This window comes from Streptomyces sp. NPDC057877, from assembly GCF_042796855.1.
Classification (GTDB): Bacteria; Actinomycetota; Actinomycetes; order Streptomycetales; family Streptomycetaceae; genus Streptomyces.
The window spans coordinates 701695-718696 of sequence record NZ_JBHVMS010000002.1 but is presented as its reverse complement, the minus strand read 5'-3'; the positions used below and the strand labels follow the sequence as shown (position 1 = coordinate 718696).

The window sequence follows — 17002 nt, the reverse complement described above, 5'->3', positions numbered from 1 at the left end:
CTCCTGGGCGCGTAGGGATGGCCTGTTGTCGACGCTAGGGCCGGACCCCAATCGAGTCAATGGTGTATCGAAACATCATTGACTCGATTGACCTCCGTACGGCGGCAGTCGTGCCCCGCTCGGACCGGGACCCAGCGCGGAGGCCACCAGGAACCCGCCCGGCACGCCGTCGCACCGCAGCCGCCAGCCCGCCCCCGCCGTCAGCCCCCTGACGTCCAGCCGCGCGAAGTCCTCGGCCAGCCCGACGCCCAGCGCCTTGGTGTACGCCTCCTTCAGCGTCCACAGCCGCACCAGATGGGCGTTGCGCCGCGCGGCGGGCAGCGCGCGCAGTTCGGCCAGTTCGCCGGGGTGGCAGAACCGCTCCGCGAGACCGGGGGCGAGCAGGCAGCGGTCCCGGGACTCCACGTCCACGCCGATCAGCCGGTCCCGGGCCACGCCGACGACCAGCACCCCGGCGGTGTGACTGATGCCGACGTCCAGCCCGCCGGGCGCGGCCAGCACCGGCCGCCCGCGCGGGTCCCGGCCGAGCCGCACCCGCTCCGGCGGCACTGCGGCGACGGCGGCGACGGCGTGCCGCAGCAGCAGCCGGGACCCCGAAAGCCGGGCCCGTACGGCGGGTTCACGGGCCGTCAGATAGCGGGGCCAGTCCACGCCGAGGAGTTCACGCGGCCATGGCCCGGCGGCCCTGGCCCACTCCCGGAGCCGACCGTGGCAGACCACGTACCCATGGCGCCGTGCGGCCTGCCGGGCGGCCCGCCAACCTGCCTCCCCGGACGGGGACATGGGACCGAGCGGCCGTGTGTCCATGGCGGTGGGACCTCCTCTTCGCGGGCACCGGATGCCAGCACGGAATGTATTCCCCCGCGCACGATGCGTGGACAACGACCTTGACGTGCGCAGCAATTTGCGCTTTACGTCTCCTTTTCACGGCGCGCCAAGGCTGGGGCCCCCGAGTGGCACTCGGTGCCGCAACGGTCACCGACCGTGGAAAGGACAGCCCGTGCCGCACCAGCTCCAGCACCGAACCCTGACCGACGCCGTACGCACCGGCGTGGACCGCCATCCCGAGCGCGCCGCGTTCGTGTACCTGCACGAGGACGGCCCGCGGATGCGGCCCGAGGAGATCAGCTACGCCGAACTGGACCGACGGGCCAAGGCCGTCGCCGTCCGGCTGCGGCAGGCGTCGATGGGCGACCCGGCCCGCCCGGTCCTCCTGCTCTACCCGCCGACCCTGGACTTCGTCACGGCGTTCCTGGGCTGCTTCTACGCCGGACGCACCGCCATCCCGGCCCCGCTGCCCGACGAGCCCGGCGAGCGGCTCGCCCGGGTCAGCGGCATCCTGCGGGACGCCCGGGTGGGTGCGGTCCTGACGCTGCCCGGGTTCCGCCAGCCGATCGGGGCCTGGCTGACCGCGTCGGGCGCGCAGGACGTGGCGTGCCTGTCCACCGGCCCGGCCGACCTCGCCGACGCCGATCCCGGGCTGTGGCAGCCGCCCGCCGTGCGCGACGACGACGTGGCGTTCCTCCAGTACAGCTCCGGCTCCACCAGCGAGCCCAAGGGCGTGATGGTCACGCACGCCAACCTGGCCGCCAACGAGGAGGCCATCCGCACGGCCCTGCGCACCCCCGAGGGCGTGGTGGCGGGCAGCTGGCTGCCGCTCTACCACGACATGGGGCTGATCGGCATGACGCTCCAGCCGCTGTGGGTGGGCGGCACCAGCGTGCAGATGTCCCCGGTGGCGTTCATCAAGCAGCCGCACCGCTGGCTGCGGATGATCCACGACTACCGGGTGGAGGGCACCGCCTCCCCCAACTTCGGCTACGACCTGTGCCTGCGGCGCGTCACCGAGGAGCAGTCGGCGGGCCTGGACCTGTCCAGCCTGCGCGTCGCGCTGAACGGCGCCGAGCCGGTGCGCGCCGCGACCCTGCGGGCGTTCGCCGACCGGTTCGCCGGGCACGGACTGCGCCCGCAGGCGCTGGTGCCGTCGTACGGGCTGGCCGAGAACACCCTGCTGGTCTGCGGCAGCGACCCCGACGAGGCGCCGCTGGAGCTGACCGTCGACGCGCACGCGCTGGAGCGCGACGAGCTGCGGCCCGCGCGCAGTGACCGGCCCGCCCGCGCCCTGGTCGGCTGCGGTCGGCCCAAGGACACCGAGGTGCTGGTGGTGGACCCGGTGTCGCTGCTGGTGCTGCCGGACGGGCAGGTGGGCGAGATCTGGCTGCGCGGCCCGTCGGTGGCCGCCGGTTACTGGAACCGCGCCGAGCTGACCGAGGAGACCTTCCGGGCGGCGACCGCGGACGGCCGGACGGGCTTCTTCCGCACCGGCGACCTCGGCGCCCTGCTCGACGGGGAGCTGTTCGTCACCGGGCGGATCAAGGAGATGCTCATCCAGCACGGCCGCAACCTCTACCCGCAGGACATCGAGCAGGCGGTGCAGGAGTCCGCGGAGGCCTACCGGCGTGGCGGCGGCGCCGTGTTCACCGTCACCGACGGGGCCGCCGACCGCTCGCACGTCGTGGTGGTGCAGGAACTGCGCGACGGCCACGCCGTGGACGGCGATCTGGCCCGGCTCGCGGCGACCGTGCAGGCGCTGCTGAGCCGTCAGTTCCAGCTGGCCGCCGTGAGCGTGGTCCTGGTGCGGCCGGGAGTGATCCGCAAGACCACCAGCGGCAAGACCCAGCGCACCCTGATGCGCCAGCTGTTCCTCGACGGCGCCCTGCCCGTGCTGCACCAGCGGCTCCAGCGCCCGGTGGCCGATCTGCTGCCCCACCTGGGCACGGCGCCCCAGCAGGCCCCCGGCGCGGTGCCGTCCGCGCACTGAGTCCCGTACCGCGAACCCTAGGGAAGGGAAGCAACGCCATGAGCATCGCCTCCGAGACCCGTACCGCCCCCGCGCCCGTGACCGGCTCCCCCGACCTGGAGACCTGGCTGACCGAGCGGGTCGCCTTCCACCTCCAGCGCGCCCCGGAGGAGATCGACCCGGACACCCCGCTCGCCGACTACGGCATCGACTCGGTCGCGGCGATCAGCGTCTGCGGCGAGATCGAGGAACGGCTCCGGCTCGCGGTCGCCCCGACGATCGCGTACGACTACCCGACCGTGCACGCCATCGGCGACCACCTCGCCGAGCGGCTGGCCGCACGCGAGGGCCGGTCATGAGCGAGCGCGAACCGATCGCGGTGGTCGGCCTCGACTGCCGCTTCCCCGGCGCCCGCGACGCGCGGGAGTACTGGTCGCTGCTGATGGACGGCCGCGACGGCACCGGCCGGGTCCCCGCCGAGCGCTGGGACGCCGACCGCTACCACGCCGCCGTGCCGGACGCCCCCGCCGACACGTCCCGGAAGCGGGCGCCGGGCCGCACCAACACCGTGCGCGGCGGGTTCATCGCCGACCCGGACGCCTTCGACCCCGGCTTCTTCGGCATCGCGCCGCGCGAGGCCACCGCCATGGACCCGCAGCAGCGGCTGCTCCTGGAGTGCTCCTGGCGGGCCATCGAGGACGCCACCGTCGCCCCGCCCGACCTGGCGGGCACCGCCACCGGCGTGTTCGTGGGGGTGATGGCCAACGAGTGGGCGTATCTGCAACTCGCCGACTACGACCGGATCACCGCCCGGTACGGCTCCGGGAACGGCTACTTCATGGGCGCCAACCGGGTCTCCTACCACCTCGACCTGAAGGGGCCGAGCCTGGCCGTGGACACCGCCTGCTCGTCCTCGCTGGTCGCGGTGCACCTGGCGGTGACCTCGCTGCGCTCCGGCGAGACCGACTACGCGCTGGCCGCCGGGACCAACCTGATCATGACGCCGGTGATCAACATCTTCTACGCGCAGGCCGGTCTGTCGGCGCCGGACGGCCGCTGCAAGCCGTTCAGCTCGCTGGCGGACGGCATCGGCCGGGCCGAGGGCGTGGCGGTGCTGGTGCTGCGCAGGCTCGGGGACGCGCTGCGCGACCGGCAGCCGGTGTACGCGGTGCTGAAGGAGACCGGCACCAACCAGGACGGGCGCAGCAACGGCATCACCGCGCCCAACCGGTGGGCGCAGCAGCGGCTGATCGAGTCGGTGTGGGCGCGGGCCGGGGTGACCGCCGACGACATCGCCTTCGTCGAGGCGCACGGCACCGGCACCCTGCTCGGCGACTTCATCGAGGCGCAGGCCCTGGGCGAGCTGACGGGGGGCCGCGACGGCGGCAGCGTGGCGCTGGGTTCGGTCAAGAGCAACTTCGGGCACGCGGAGGGCGCGGCCGGGATCGCCGGGCTGATCAAGGCGGTGCTGGCGCTGCACCACCGCACGGTGCCGCCGAGCCGGTTCGCCGACGCCGAGAACCCGAAGCTGGAGCTGGCCGGGCGACGGCTGTCACTGCTCAGGGCGCCGCTGCGGCTGCCCTCCGGCCCGGTGCACGCGGCGGTCAGCAGCTTCGGCATGGGCGGCAGCAACGCGCACGCGGTCCTGGCCTCCGCACCGCGTGCCGTGCACCGCGACCGGCCCGGCGCGGCGGGCGTGTTCACGGTGTCCGCGCGCACCCCGGAGCGGCTGCGCGCCAATCTGCTCGCGCAGGCCGACGCGCTGTCCCGGCACCCCGAGAACCAGCTCGCCCAACTGTGCTGGACCAGCAACCGGGTCAAGTCCCGGCTGCCGCACCGGGCCGCCGTCGCCGCCGGCGAACTGCCCGCGCTGGTCGCCGGGTTGCGGGCGGCGGCCGAGCGCGCGCGGGAGGCGCCGCGGGTGGACGGCGGGCGCCGGGCGGCGTCGGTGGCGTTCGCCTTCACCGGGCAGGGCGCCCAGCACCCCCGGATGGCCGCGTCCTGGTACCGGTCCTGCCCCGCCTACGCCCGCCACTTCGACGACATCGACAAGGTGCTCGCCCCGCACACCGGGGTCTCGGTGCGTGACGCGGTGCTGGACGGCGACCCGGAGGTGCGGCGGGCGCGGCTCGCGCAGCCCGCGCTGTTCGCCGTGCAGTACGCGATGGCGAACACGCTGGCCGAGGCCGGGATCCGGCCGTCGTACGTCATCGGGCACAGCGTCGGCGAGTTCGCCGCGGCGTGCGCGGCCGGGGCGCTGGACGCGGCGGACGCGGCCCGCCTGGTGGCCCGGCGCGGGGCGCTGATGGACGCGCTCCCGGGGGACGGCGGGATGCTCGCGGTGGGCCTGCCCGCCGCGGCGGCCGAGTCGCTGCTGGTGGGGCGGCGGCGACTCGGTCTGGCCGCCGTCAACGGCCCCGACAGCACGGTGCTCGCCGGGCACCTCGACGAACTCGCCGCCGTGGAGGAGGAGGTGCGGGAGCGGAAGGTGCTCGCGCGGCGGCTGACCGTCTCGCACGCCTTCCACTCGCCGCTGATGCGGCCGGTCGTCGGGGAGTTCCGCGCCGAGTGCGCGGACGTGCCCGGGCGCAGGCCCCGGGTCCCGGTGTTCTCCACGGTGTACGGCCGGGCGCTGGCCGGGGCGGAGACCCTGGACGCCGACTACTGGGCGCGGCAGATCACCGCGCCGGTGCGGTTCGCCGAGGCGGCCGGGGCGCTGCTGGCCGAACAGGTCACCCACATCGTGGAGATCGGCCCGCGTGCCGTGCTGACCCCGCTGCTCGCCCGGCTGCGCTCGGACGCGGGCCACCCGGTACGGCTGCACGCCGCGCACCCCGGTGAGCAGGCGCCCGGCCACCGGCCCCAGGAGCTGCTGGGCGAGCTGTGGGGCGCGGGGCTCGCGCCGGAGTGGGACGTGCTGTACGCCGAGTCGGACCGGGTGCCGCGGCGGCTGCCGCCGTATCTGTTCGACGACACCTTCCGGGCCTGGCGCTCCGCCGCGCCGCCCGCCCCCCAGGGATCGTCCGCGTCACCCGTCCCCCCCGACGCGGACGCCACCGCGGTGCCGCCCGAAGCGCACCGCGGCCTGCCGTGCCCGCCCGCCCCGGCGGGGGAATCACCGGGTTCCCTCGCCGAACTGACGCGCCAGCTGGTGTGCCGGGTCGGCGGGCACGGCCCGGACCAGGCCCCCGACGACGCCCGCCTCCACGAGGACCTGGGCTTCGACTCGATCCGGGTGATGGAGCTGAAGTCCCGCATCGAGGACGCGCTGCCCGCCCTCGGCCCGCTGCCGATCGAGGAACTGCTCGCCAGCCTGCGCACGGTCGGCGACCTGACGGCGTACCTGCGCGAACGCGGTGCCGCCGACAGCACTCCCACCGCCCCGGAAGGAGCCCCCTCATGACCGCCCCCGCCCAGCCCACCGCCCATCTCGTCGCGGTCGGCACCTGTCTGCCCGGGGACCCGGTGGACAACGCGACGCTGGCCAAGCTGGTCGGGGTCGACGAGACCTGGGCCGAGATGTTCATCGGCAACAGCAGCCGGTACTTCGCCGTCGACCTCGCGACCGGCCACGTCCGGCACACGCTGGCCGACCTCGCGGCGACCGCCGCCGACCGGGCGATGACGGCGGCCGGGATGGAGCCGTACGACATCGACGCCATCGTCATGGGCACCGCCACCCCGGACCAGCTGATGCCCGCCACCGTGAACCTGGTCGCCGACCGGCTCGGCATCGACAACGTGCCCACCTACCAGCTCCAGTCCGGCTGCGCCGGTGCCGTGCAGGCGCTCGACGTGGCCCGCACGCTGCTGCTGGCCGGGCGCTGCCGCACCGTACTGGTGATCGGCGGGGACGTGTGCGCCAAGCACCTGGAGACCGACTTCGACCCGGGCTCGCGCACCTCCGCCGAGCTGGTCAACTACGTGCTGTTCGGGGACGGGGCGGGCGCGGCCGTGCTCAGCACCGAGCCCACCGGGGCGGGCATCGTCGTCCGTCAGGTGCTCAACCGGCTGGTGGGGCTCGGACGGGAACCCGGCCAGGTCATCGACTGGTTCGGGCTCGGCGACCGGCACAGCGACCGCACGGCGGTCTCGGAGGACTACAAGGCGATCGAGGAGGCGGTGCCCGCGCTGGCCCGGCAGATGTTCTGGGAGCTGATCCAGGACGTCGGCTGGGGCGCGGACGATATCGGCTTCCTGCTGCCGCCGCAGCTGTCCGGCCGGATGAGCGACCGCATCTCCGCCGCCATGCCCGCCCCGGACGCCCGCCGCGTCAACGTCGTCCGGCACGTCGGCAACAACGGCAACGCGCTGCCGTTCCTCCAGCTCGCCGAGTTGCTGAAGGAGTGGGAGGGGCCGGGGCGCGCGGTCGCCGTCGCCGTCGAGTCCAGCAAGTGGATCAAGTCCGGTGTCGCGCTGGAGAGGTCATGACACACACGGGAACAGGCACAGGGACCGGGACAGGGACAGGGACCGGGACAGGGACAGGGACCGGGACAGGGACCGGGACAGGGACCGGGACCGGGACAGGGACAGGCACAGGAACAGGCACAGGCACAGGAACAGGCACAGGGCAACACGACTCGCTGCACGGGCTGGGCACCTGGGACGACCCCGGCGCCCTGCACACCCTGCGCGATCTGCACCGGTCGGGCTCCCTCGCCGCCGAGTACGCGGCCGTCCCCGCGCTGCTGGCCCGCATGCCGCGCCAACTGCTGCCCTCCGCCGGGCAGTTGCTGGCCCGGCTGGACCCCAAGGAGGTACGCCGTCACGTCCCGGACGTGCCCGCGGTGCCGGTGGCGGTCACCGGGCACTCCACGGTGGGTCCGGTCGTCGCGCCGCTCACCGCCGAGCTGGCCCGGCACGGGCTGCTGCTCGAGGCCGCCGTCGCGCCGTACGGGGCGTACCTCCAGGATCTGATGCGCCCCGCGCGGGCCGACGAGCCGCGGCTGACGCTGTGCCTGCTCGACGCGCACGCCGTCTTCGACGAGGTGACCGTGCCCTGGCGGGTCCCGGACGTCGAGGCCGCCGCGCGGACCCGGCTGGCGCTGCTGGCCGGTGCGGTGCGCGCCCACCAGGAGGCCGGGCGCGGGCTGCTGGTCCTCAACACCGTGCCGCTGCACCGCCACCTCACCCACCAGCTGGTCGACCTGCGCTCCCGGGCCCGCCTCGGCGCGGTGTGGCGGAACTTCAACGCGGGCCTCCTCGACCTCGCCGAGGAACACCCCGGCGTGGTCGTCGTCGACCTCGACCCGCTGACCGCGGAGGGCGTCCCGGCGTACGAGCCGCGCACCGCGCAGTACGCCCGCGCCCGGCTGTCCGAGCCGCTGCTCGCCGCCTACGCCCGGGAGGCCGCGCATGTCGTACGGGCCCGCCTGGGCCGCACCCGCAAGGTGCTGGTGCTCGATCTGGACGGCACGCTGTGGGGCGGAGTGCTCGGCGAGGCCGGGCCGGACGGCGTCGAACTCGGGGCCGGGCTGCGCGGCGAGGCATTCCAGGAGTTCCAGCGGACGGTGAGGCAGCTCGGCTCGCAGGGCGTGCTGCTCGCGGTGAGCAGCAAGAACGACGACGCCCTGGTGCGCGAGACGCTGACCGGGCATCCGGGGATGGTGCTGCGCGAGGACGCCTTCGTGCGGGTCAACGCGAACTGGAAGGCCAAGCACGACAACCTGCGGGACATCGCCGACCGGCTGGGGCTCGGTCTGGACAGCTTCGTCTTCGTCGACGACAGCCTCTTCGAGTGCGGTCTGGTCGCCGACCGGCTGCCCGAGGTCGCCGTGGTCCGGGTGGACGCGGAGCCCGCGCTGCACGCCCCGGCACTGCTGGCCGACGGCTGGTTCGACCTGTTCGAGCTGACCGAGGCCGACGTGGAACGCGCCGGGCGCTACCGCACGGAGGCGCTGCGGCAGGAGTTCCGCGAGGACACCGGCTCCTACCAGGAGTACCTCGACGGGCTCGGCATCGAGGTGACCTTGCGCCCGCCGGACGACTCCGAGCTGGCCCGGGTCTCCCAGCTCACCCTGCGCACCAACCAGTTCCACCTGGCCACCGAGCGCCTCCAGACGGCGCAGGTCGCCGAGTGGGCCGAGCGTCCCGGCCACCATGTGATCGCCGTGCGCGCCCGGGACCGGTTCGGCGACCACGGGCTGGTCGGCGCGCTGTTCCTGCGCCGCGACCACGACACCCTGCGCGTCGACAACTTCGTGCTGAGCTGCCGGGTGTTCTCCCGCGGCATCGAGGACGCCTGCCTGGCGGCGGTGCTGGCGTTCGCCCGGGACACCGGCGCGGCGGCGGTGACGGGCCGCTATCTGCCCTCACCGCGCAACACCGCGTTCGCCGCCTTCTACGCCGACCACGGCTTCGCCGTCACGGGCACCGACCCGGACGACCCCGACGCCGTGTTCTTCCGGCACGACCTCACAGCCCTCACCCCCGCCCCCGCCCATCTGCGGCTCGACGCCGCGTTCGGGCCGTTCGACGGAGACCGCGCATGACCACCGCCCTCGCCGATCCCACCGGCTTCCGTGACCTGCTGGAAGAGGAACTCGGCCTGCGCCTCGACGCCGACGACCTCGACCGTCCGCTGGACGACTTCCCCGACTGGGACTCGGTGCTGCTGCTGCGCCTGGTGACCGTCGTGGAGAACGTCTCCGGGCGGCGCGTCCCGGTGGCCGACCTGCTCACCGCGCGGACCTTCCGCGAGCTGTACGAGGCGGTGGCGGGGCGGTGACCGGGCGACGGACCGACGACGGCGCCTGTGTGCACTTCCACGCGCTGTTCCTGGACACCCAGCTGGACGTGGTGCTGCCCGCCCGGCTCGGCAGGCTGCTCCTCGGCCGCCGCGCCTGCGCGGAGCCCGCCGGGGCGGAGCCCGCCGAGCGCGTGCCGCAGGAGCAGGGGGCCGCCCGGTGATCCCCACGACGGAGCTGCTGCGGTTCGCCCTCCCGCACGCCCACGCGCAGGGCGTCCCGGGGGACGTCCTGCACCGGGTGGCGCACCGCCTCGCCGCGGACACCAAGGACGAGGCCGCCTGGACCCACGAGTGGTCGTCGCTCGCCGTGGCGGCCGAGGCCCGCGGCCGGGACCTGGACGCGGTCCGCTGCTACACCATGGCCCGCTTCCCCTACGTCGACGGACCGGCCCGGCAGGCCGCGCAGGACGCGTCGGTGGCGGCCTTCGACCGCTGGCGCACCCGGGTGCGCGGCATCACCCGGCTCGATCTGCCCTACGGCGAGCGCGGGTTCGCCTGCTGGGCGGCCGGGCTGTCCCAGCGCGACCGGCTGCCGCTGGTCATCGTCGTCGGCGGGATCGCCGGTACGAAGGAGCAGTGGGCGCCCGTCCTCGCCGGTGCCGACCGGCTCGGCGCGGCCGTCGTGGTCACCGAACTGCCCGGCGTCGGCGAGAACTCCCTGACCTACGGGGCGGAGAGCACCGGCATGCTCACCTATCTGCTGGACCTGCTCGGCCGGGCCGCCGACGCCTCCCGCACCTGTGTGGTGGGCCTGAGCTTCGGCGGCCACCTGGCGCTGCGGCACGCGCTGGCCGACGAACGGGTACGGGGCCTGGTCACGGTCGGCGCGCCCGTGCGGGACTTCTTCGTCCGCGCGGTTCGGGGTGCCCCGCTGCCCCGGCTGGTGCGGCTCACCCTCTCCCACGTCATGCGGACGCCGGTGGACCGGCTCCCCGGGGCGCTCGCCGACTGGCCTCTGACGGACGACGAGCTGTCCCGGCTGCGGGCCCCGGTCGCCCACGTGGCGAGCCGGGGGGACGAGGTGGCGCCGTACGCGGACACCGAGGTGCTGCGGCGGAGCGTGCCCCGGCTGCGGCTGGTGGAGAACGACGTGCTGGGCGCGGCGCCGGAGCGGGCCGCGGAGACCCGGCTGTGGCTGCTGGCCGAGGCGCTGCGCGCGGCGGGCACGGCGAGTGCGGTGCGCCGGTCGGCGTCGACGCGGGCGCGGGCGCTGCGGGTGCGGCGCCGTCTGTCGGGGACGTCGGCCGGGGCGCCCGCATGACGGCCGGGGCCTCGGTGTCCTGCCTCGGCCGGGCACCCCGTGGGGACGCCCGGCTGCGGTTGTTCTGCTTCCACCACGCGGGCGGCGGGGCGTCGTTCTACTCCTCCTGGGCGGGCCGGGTACCGGCCGGGGTGGAGGTGCTGCCGGTGCAGCTGCCCGGCCGGGAGGCCCGCTTCCGGGAGCCGCGCTTCGACGACGCCGGTCAGGCGGTGGCGGCGCTCGGCCGGGAGCTGGCGCCGCTGCTGGAGGAGGGGCCCTGGGCGGCGTACGGGCACAGCATGGGCGCGCTGCTGGCGTTCGCGGTGACGGCGGCCCGGCTGCGCGCGGGGGGCCGCCGCCCCGAGGCGCTGTTCCTCGGGGCGTACGCGGCGCCGCACCGCACGCCCACGCTGCCCGCGCCGGACCGCTACGAGGACACCGAACTGGCCCGCGCGCTGGTGGACTTCGGTGGTCTTGACCCGCGGTTCCTGGACCGGGACGACTGGCTGCGGGCGCTGCTGCCGATCGTCCGGGACGACCTGCGGATCTGCGCCAGCCACGACCGCGCCGGGCTGCCGGACCCGGACGACGAGCGGGCCCGGCTGCCGGTGCGGGTCGAGGCCTTCGCGGGCGCCGGTGATCCGCTGGTCGCCCCGGACGGCGTACGCGCGTGGGACCGCTACACGTACGACTTCCGGATGACGTCCGTCCCCGGCGGTCACTTCTTCCCGCGCGAGGCGCCGGTGCCGTTCTTCGACCGGCTCAACCGGTCCCTGGACCGGATCCTGACCGCTCTGGACGCACCACCCGCGGCACCCTCCTGATGCGCCGCCGGATCTCGTCGGCGTTCTTCTCGTAGAGGGCGGCCTGTTCGCCGATGCCCGGCATCACCCACAGGGGCCGTGCCGAGCCGTCGGCGAAGGCCAGGCCCTCGGTGTCCGGGCGCAGTCCGGTGAGGGTGAGCGCGAAGTCCGCCAGGTAGTCGATGCCGCCGTCCGCGGTGAGCCGGAAGGGGCGGTCGTGGCCCGGGTAGATCACCTCGGACACGGCCACCACCCGCTCGATGCTGCGGGCGGCGGCGTCCGCGTCCCAGAACACCAGCGGGTTGCGCCCGGTCCGAGCGACGTAGGCGAAGTGCAGGGCGTCCCCGGTGATGACGGCGAGCCCCGCGTCGGTCGCCACGGTCACCCCGATGCTCCCCGGTGAGTGTCCCGGCAGCGCGATGACCCCGACCCCCGGGATGATCTCCTCGCCGTCCACCACCTCCCGCACCCTGAGCTGCTCCAGCAGCAGCCCCGTCCAGGCGGGCGTCGCCCAGTCGTTGGCGTGCGGGGTGTGCGCGTACCGCCGCTCGTCGGGGTGCAGGACGAGTGTCGCGTGCGGGAACAGGTCGATGTTCTGCACGTGGTCCCAGTGCGCGTGCGTCAGGACGACCGTGTCGATGTCCTCGGCCGCCAGCCCGTGCGCGGCCAGCGCGTCCCACAGGAACGGCCGCCGTCCGACGTGCGCGGCGTCGACGAGGACGTTGCGGTCCCGCCCGGCGGCGTCCGCCCCACGCACCAGGAACACCCCGCAGAAGGCGGGATACCCCTGGTCGGTGTCGATGGCGAACCCGGGCAACAGGATGTCGATCGTGGGCATGGGGCTCCCTCGGGGTGGCGGGTGTGCTCAGGGGGTGGCTCCGACCGCCGACCTGATCGCCTCCAGGCTCGACGCGTTGGCCAGCGTGGAGAGGTCGCCGACGGGGGTGCCGGTGGCCGCGGCGCGCAGCACCCGGCGGATGACCTTGCCGTTGCGGGTGCGGGGCAGTTCGGGTACGGCGATGACGCGGGCGGGGCGGAAGGCGGGGCCGAGGGCGTCGGTGACGCGGGTGGTGAGGCGGTCGGTGTCGGCGGGGGCGAGGGTGTGGCCCGGCGCGGGGACGGCGAAGCACCACAGGGCCTCACCCTTGACGGGGTGCGGGACGCCGACGGCGGCGGCGTCGGCCACGGCCGGGTCGGCGCGGACGGCGTCCTCCGCCTCGGCGGGCCCCAGGCGCTTCCCGGCGATCTTGATGACGTCGTCGAGACGGCCGTGCACGAACCACTCCCCGCCGCCGCGCGAGACCAGGTCGCCGTGCGACCAGCGGCCCGGCCTGCGGGCGAAGTAGGTCTCGGTGAAGCGGTCCCGGGCACCCCACAGGCCCCGCGTCATGCCCGGCCAGGGGCGGCGCACCACCAGTTCCCCGGCCGTGCCCTCGGGCGGCTCGGCCCCCGTCTCGTCCTCCACGGTGGCGTCGATGCCGAGGCAGGGCCCGGCGAAGCCGCCCGGCGACTGCGGCACGGTCGGCGCGGAGGCGAGCAGGGAGCCGCCGACCTCGGTGCCGCCGCAGATGTTGATGACCGGACAGCGCTTGCCGCCGAACTCGGCGGAGTACCAGCGCCAGGCCTCCTCGGTCCACGGCTCCCCCGTGGACGCCAGGACGCGCACGCTCCCGGGGGCGGCGGCCTCGCCGGGCACCCGGTCCATCAGCATCCTCGACAGGCTCGGCGAGCTGCCGAAGACGGTCACGTCCTGTTCGGCGAGGAGGTGCCACAGCCGCTCGACGCCCGGGTGGTCGACCGCGCCCTCGTACGCCAGGACGCAGGCGCCGGCGAGCGTGGTGCCCACGGTGACGAGCGGGAACATGATCCAGCCGGGGTCGGTCACCCAGAACACCACGTCGTCCGGCCGTACGTCGAGGTGGTAGCGCACCTCGCTGCCGACCTGCGCCGGGAAGCCGCCGTGCGTGTGCACGGCGCCCTTCGGGCGGCCGGTGGTGCCGGAGGTGTGCAGCAGGAGGAAGGGCGTGTCGGCGGGGAGCGAGCGCACCGGGGCCGGTTCGGCGGCGGACAGGGCCCGCCAGGTCGTGGTCGCGGTCCCGGGATCCTCCTCTCCCCCGGCCACGACCAGGTGCCGTACCGTCGGCGCGCCCCGCAGCGCGCCGCGGGCCACCGGCTCCAGCCCGTACCGGCGGCCGTGCCGGGTGGTGGCGCGGGCGGTCACCAGGACCTTCGCCCCGGCGTCCGCGAGCCGCACGGCGATCGCCTCGGCGCCGTAGCCGGAGAACAGCGGCACGAGGACCGCGCCGATCCGGGCGCAGGCGAAGAGGAGCACGAACGCCTCGGCGCCGGGCGGCAGATGGCACGCCACCCGGTCCCCCTCCGTCACGCCGAGTCCGCGCAGTCCGCCCGCCACCCGGGCGCTGTGGGCGGCGGCCTCGGCATAGGTCAGGGTCCCGCCGGTGCCGTCCTCGCGGGTGAAGCGCAGCGCGGGCGCGGTGCCGCGCCCCTGCCGCACATGGCGTTCCAGGCAGGAGTCGGCCAGGTTGGTGCGGGCGCCCGGGAACCAGCGGGTGGCCGCCATGCCGCCGGAGTCGTCGCAGACGCGCTCGGGCGGTTCGTGCCAGACAATGCCGAGGTCCGCGACGGCCCGCTCCCAGAACCAGGCCGGGTCGGCGGCGGACCGGGCCTGGAGGGCGCGGTAACCGCCGTCGACGCCGTGCGCGCGGCAGAAGGCGGTGATGTTGCTCCGCTCGATCGTTTCCGGGGACGGGTACCAGGCGTAGTCGTTCACCGAGTTCATCGGGACCCGGCCCCGGGGTTCTCGATCAGCGCCGCGATGCCCTGGCCGCCGCCGACGCACAGCGCGACCACCCCCAACCGGCCGCCCGTGCGGCGCAGTTCGTGGGCCGCCTTGAGCAGCAGTACCGCGCCGGTGGCGCCGATGGGATGGCCGAGGGCGATGGCGCCGCCGTTGGGGTTGACCCGGTCGGGGTCGAGTTTGAGGGTGTCGAGGACGGCCAGCACCTGGGCGGCGAACGCCTCGTTGAGTTCGATCACGTCGAGGTCGTCGGTGGTGAGGTCGTTGCGCCGGAGCAGGGCGCGGATCGCGTCGGCGGGGGCGACGCCCATGATCTCCGGTTCCAGGGCGGTGACGGCGGTGTCCCGCAGCAGGCACAGCGGGGTGGTGTCGACGTCGGCGGCGCGCATCAGCAGCACGGCGGCGGCGCCGTCGTTGAGGCCCGCGGAGTTCCCGGCGGTGACGGTGCCGTCCTCGGTGAACACGGTCCGCAGGCCCGCGAGCTTCTCCACCGAGGTCCCGGGGCGCGGGTGTTCGTCGCGCTCCACGATGCCCTCCGGGGTGGCGACGGGCACGATCTGCGCCTCGAACCGGCCCGCCTCGATCGCCAGGGCGGCCCGCCGCTGGCTCTCGGCGGCCCAGTGGTCCTGACGGGCGCGGGAGATGCCGTACCGGTCCGCGACGATCTCCCCGGTCATGCCCATCGGGTAGTGCCCGAAGGGGTCGGTGACCAGGGAGACGGTGCCGTCGATGACCGGTTCGCCGGGGAGTTCGTCGGGGGCGCGCTCGGAGTAGTCGAGCCTCGGCTGGCGGGTCATGGACTCGTTGCCGCCCGCCACGATCACGTCGGCGGTGCCGCAGCGGAGGCTCTGTGCGGCCGAGCGGACGGCCTGGAGTCCGGAGCCGCACAGCCGGTTGACGTTGTAGGCGGGGGTGCGCACCGGCAGTCCGGCGGCCAGCGCGGCCCGCCGGGCGTTGAACGCCTCGGGTCCCACCTGGCCGACGCAGCCGAGGACGACCTCGTCGACGGAGCCGAGCTGTGCTCCGGCGCGGACGACGGCCTCGCGGATCACCAGCGCGCCGAGCCGGTGCGCGGGGGCGGAGGCGAGGGCGCCCTGGTAGCGGCCGATGGGGGTGCGGGCGCCGTGCACGACGGCGATGTCTGCGGGCGTCGGGGGCATCGGGTCACTCCTTGGCTGGGTCCGCACGCGCGGGGTCGGGGGGCGGCGGGGCGGCTGGGGTCAGCAGGGTGCGGGCGTCCCGGTCGGGGCGGATCAGCAGCGCCGCGAGCACGGCGCCGCCGATCAGCAGCCAGGCGGCCAGGTCGAAGGCGCGGCCGTAGCCGACGGTGTCGTTCGGGGCGGTGTCGATGACGCGGCCGGTGACATAGGGGGCGAGCAGGCTGGAGAGGGCGGCGAGGGCGTAGGACAGCCCGAGGGCGGCGCTGCGCCGGGCGGGTGGGCAGATGTCGGCGATGGCGGCGTTGGTGAGCGGGGTCTGGCCGTTGCCCGCGGAGAACGCCAGCACCAGCAGCGGCAGCGTGGCGGCGGCGGGACCGGCCCGGGTCGCGAACAGCAGACAGAGCCCGGCGAGCAGTGGCATGGTCGCGCCGAGCAGCCCCTGTGCGACCCGGGCGGTCACCCCCCTCCGCAGCAGCCGGTGCGCGACGGCGCCGGCGGTGAGGACCAGGACGGCCATGGACAGCGCGGGCAGGCCCACGATGCCGCTGATGGCCGCGTCGCTGAACCCGGCCTGCTCCTCCAGGTAGAGCGGCAGCCAGGCGAAGCCCAGCGCGAGCGTCCACATCACCGTGAAGGTGGCGAGGGTGGCGCCGAGCCAGGTACCGGTGGTGACGACGCGCCAGAAAGGGACGTGCGCCGGTGTTTCCGTACCCCCCTCCTCGGTCGCCGCCGGTCCCAGCCGCACCCGGTGCGGCCCACCGCCCCCGAGGCGCAGCCAGCACACCGTCCACACCAGCCCCGCGGCGCCGAGCAGCCCGAAGGCCGCCCGCCAGCCGAGGGTGTCGCTGACCAGCACGACCAGCGGCGCGGCCAGCACGGTGCCGCCCGCGCCGCCCGCGACCACGACCGCGGAGGGCAGGGCGCGGCGGCCCGCCGGGAACCAGGTGAAGGCGGTGTAGTTGGCGAGCGGATAGCCCGGCCCCTCGCCCGCGCCGAGCACCACCCGGGTGGCGACGAGCGCTCCGAACCCGGCGGCGGGGAGGAGGATCGGCAGTTGTGCCGCCGCCCACACCAGGGCGAGTACGGCGAGCAGGGGCCGGGGGCGGATGCGGTCGCCGAGGAAGCCGACCGAGACCGCGGAGAGGCTGAACAGGAGGTAGAAGCTGCTGGCGATGATGCCGAACTCAGTGGCGGTGAGGCCGAGTTCGTCCCTGATGGGGTCGGCGGTCAGTCCGAGGACCGCCTTGTCGGCGGCGTTGATGACGATGAACAGCGCGAGCAGCGCCAGGACGGTCCGGGCCTGCCGCCCCGTGCCGTCCGCCGGGGCGGGCGTCAGGTCCTCCGTCTCCACGGCCATGCGGGCCCCTTTCGCACCGGCTTCCCGAAGCGCAGCAGAACGGAACGGAACAGAGCCGTTCCATGTGGCCGGG

14 protein-coding genes are annotated in these 17002 nt (G+C 75.1%); 9 read left to right on the top strand and 5 right to left on the bottom strand.

Annotated features, from left to right (window positions below; translation table 11 throughout):
* Window positions 1–75: 75 nt before the first annotated feature.
* The gene (locus tag ACFVQG_RS07100) at window positions 76–807 is read right to left on the bottom strand and encodes a 4'-phosphopantetheinyl transferase family protein (protein ID WP_383377715.1); all 732 of its coding nucleotides are present in this window, start codon (window positions 805–807) and stop codon (window positions 76–78) included.
* Window positions 808–1000: 193 nt separating this feature from the next.
* Between ACFVQG_RS07100 and ACFVQG_RS07095 the strand changes: the two genes are divergently transcribed.
* From ACFVQG_RS07095 to ACFVQG_RS07055, 9 genes are all read left to right on the top strand, one after another.
* The gene (locus ACFVQG_RS07095; protein WP_383377713.1) at window positions 1001–2821 is read left to right on the top strand and encodes a fatty acyl-AMP ligase; all 1821 of its coding nucleotides are present in this window, start codon (window positions 1001–1003) and stop codon (window positions 2819–2821) included.
* 38 nt (window positions 2822–2859) lie between these two features.
* Window positions 2860–3159, top strand: a complete 300-nt coding sequence (locus ACFVQG_RS07090) for an acyl carrier protein (RefSeq protein ID WP_383377712.1) — start codon at window positions 2860–2862, stop codon at window positions 3157–3159.
* On the top strand, window positions 3156–6203 hold the full coding sequence (locus ACFVQG_RS07085) for a type I polyketide synthase (RefSeq protein WP_383377710.1): 3048 nt from the start codon (window positions 3156–3158) through the stop codon (window positions 6201–6203). The genes ACFVQG_RS07090 and ACFVQG_RS07085 overlap by 4 nt, the downstream gene beginning before the upstream one ends.
* Window positions 6200–7231, top strand: a complete 1032-nt coding sequence (locus ACFVQG_RS07080) for a 3-oxoacyl-ACP synthase III family protein (RefSeq protein ID WP_383377708.1) — start codon at window positions 6200–6202, stop codon at window positions 7229–7231. The genes ACFVQG_RS07085 and ACFVQG_RS07080 overlap by 4 nt, the downstream gene beginning before the upstream one ends.
* 269 nt (window positions 7232–7500) lie before the next feature.
* Window positions 7501–9294 carry an HAD-IIIC family phosphatase gene (locus ACFVQG_RS07075; protein WP_383377706.1) on the top strand — a complete coding sequence of 598 codons (1794 nt, stop codon included), beginning with the start codon at window positions 7501–7503 and terminating at the stop codon, window positions 9292–9294.
* Window positions 9291–9530 (top strand): phosphopantetheine-binding protein, encoded by a 240-nt coding sequence (locus ACFVQG_RS07070; protein WP_383377704.1) that lies wholly within the window; start codon window positions 9291–9293, stop codon window positions 9528–9530. Before ACFVQG_RS07075 ends, ACFVQG_RS07070 begins: the two co-directional genes overlap by 4 nt.
* Window positions 9527–9712, top strand: coding sequence for a hypothetical protein (locus tag ACFVQG_RS07065; protein ID WP_383377702.1), 186 nt, complete (start codon window positions 9527–9529; stop codon window positions 9710–9712). The genes ACFVQG_RS07070 and ACFVQG_RS07065 overlap by 4 nt, the downstream gene beginning before the upstream one ends.
* Complete coding sequence (locus tag ACFVQG_RS07060; protein ID WP_383377700.1) at window positions 9709–10812, top strand: alpha/beta fold hydrolase; 1104 nt, start codon at window positions 9709–9711, stop codon at window positions 10810–10812. Before ACFVQG_RS07065 ends, ACFVQG_RS07060 begins: the two co-directional genes overlap by 4 nt.
* Window positions 10809–11615 (top strand): thioesterase II family protein, encoded by an 807-nt coding sequence (locus ACFVQG_RS07055; protein WP_383377698.1) that lies wholly within the window; start codon window positions 10809–10811, stop codon window positions 11613–11615. Before ACFVQG_RS07060 ends, ACFVQG_RS07055 begins: the two co-directional genes overlap by 4 nt.
* On the opposite strand, the gene ACFVQG_RS07050 is transcribed toward ACFVQG_RS07055, so the two are convergent.
* The 4 genes from ACFVQG_RS07050 to ACFVQG_RS07035 are packed head-to-tail and all read right to left on the bottom strand — an operon-like array spanning window position 11554 to window position 16929.
* Window positions 11554–12432: an MBL fold metallo-hydrolase gene (locus ACFVQG_RS07050; RefSeq protein WP_383377696.1), complete on the bottom strand. Its 879-nt coding sequence runs from the start codon at window positions 12430–12432 to the stop codon at window positions 11554–11556. The genes ACFVQG_RS07055 and ACFVQG_RS07050 overlap by 62 nt on opposite strands.
* A gap of 27 nt (window positions 12433–12459) precedes the next feature.
* Window positions 12460–14394, bottom strand: coding sequence for an AMP-binding protein (locus tag ACFVQG_RS07045; RefSeq protein ID WP_383377694.1), 1935 nt, complete (start codon window positions 14392–14394; stop codon window positions 12460–12462).
* Window positions 14391–15572: a thiolase family protein gene (locus tag ACFVQG_RS07040; RefSeq protein WP_383377692.1), complete on the bottom strand. Its 1182-nt coding sequence runs from the start codon at window positions 15570–15572 to the stop codon at window positions 14391–14393. The genes ACFVQG_RS07045 and ACFVQG_RS07040 overlap by 4 nt, the downstream gene beginning before the upstream one ends.
* 4 nt (window positions 15573–15576) lie before the next feature.
* Complete coding sequence (locus tag ACFVQG_RS07035) at window positions 15577–16929, bottom strand: MFS transporter (protein WP_383377690.1); 1353 nt, start codon at window positions 16927–16929, stop codon at window positions 15577–15579.
* Window positions 16930–17002: the final 73 nt, after the last annotated feature.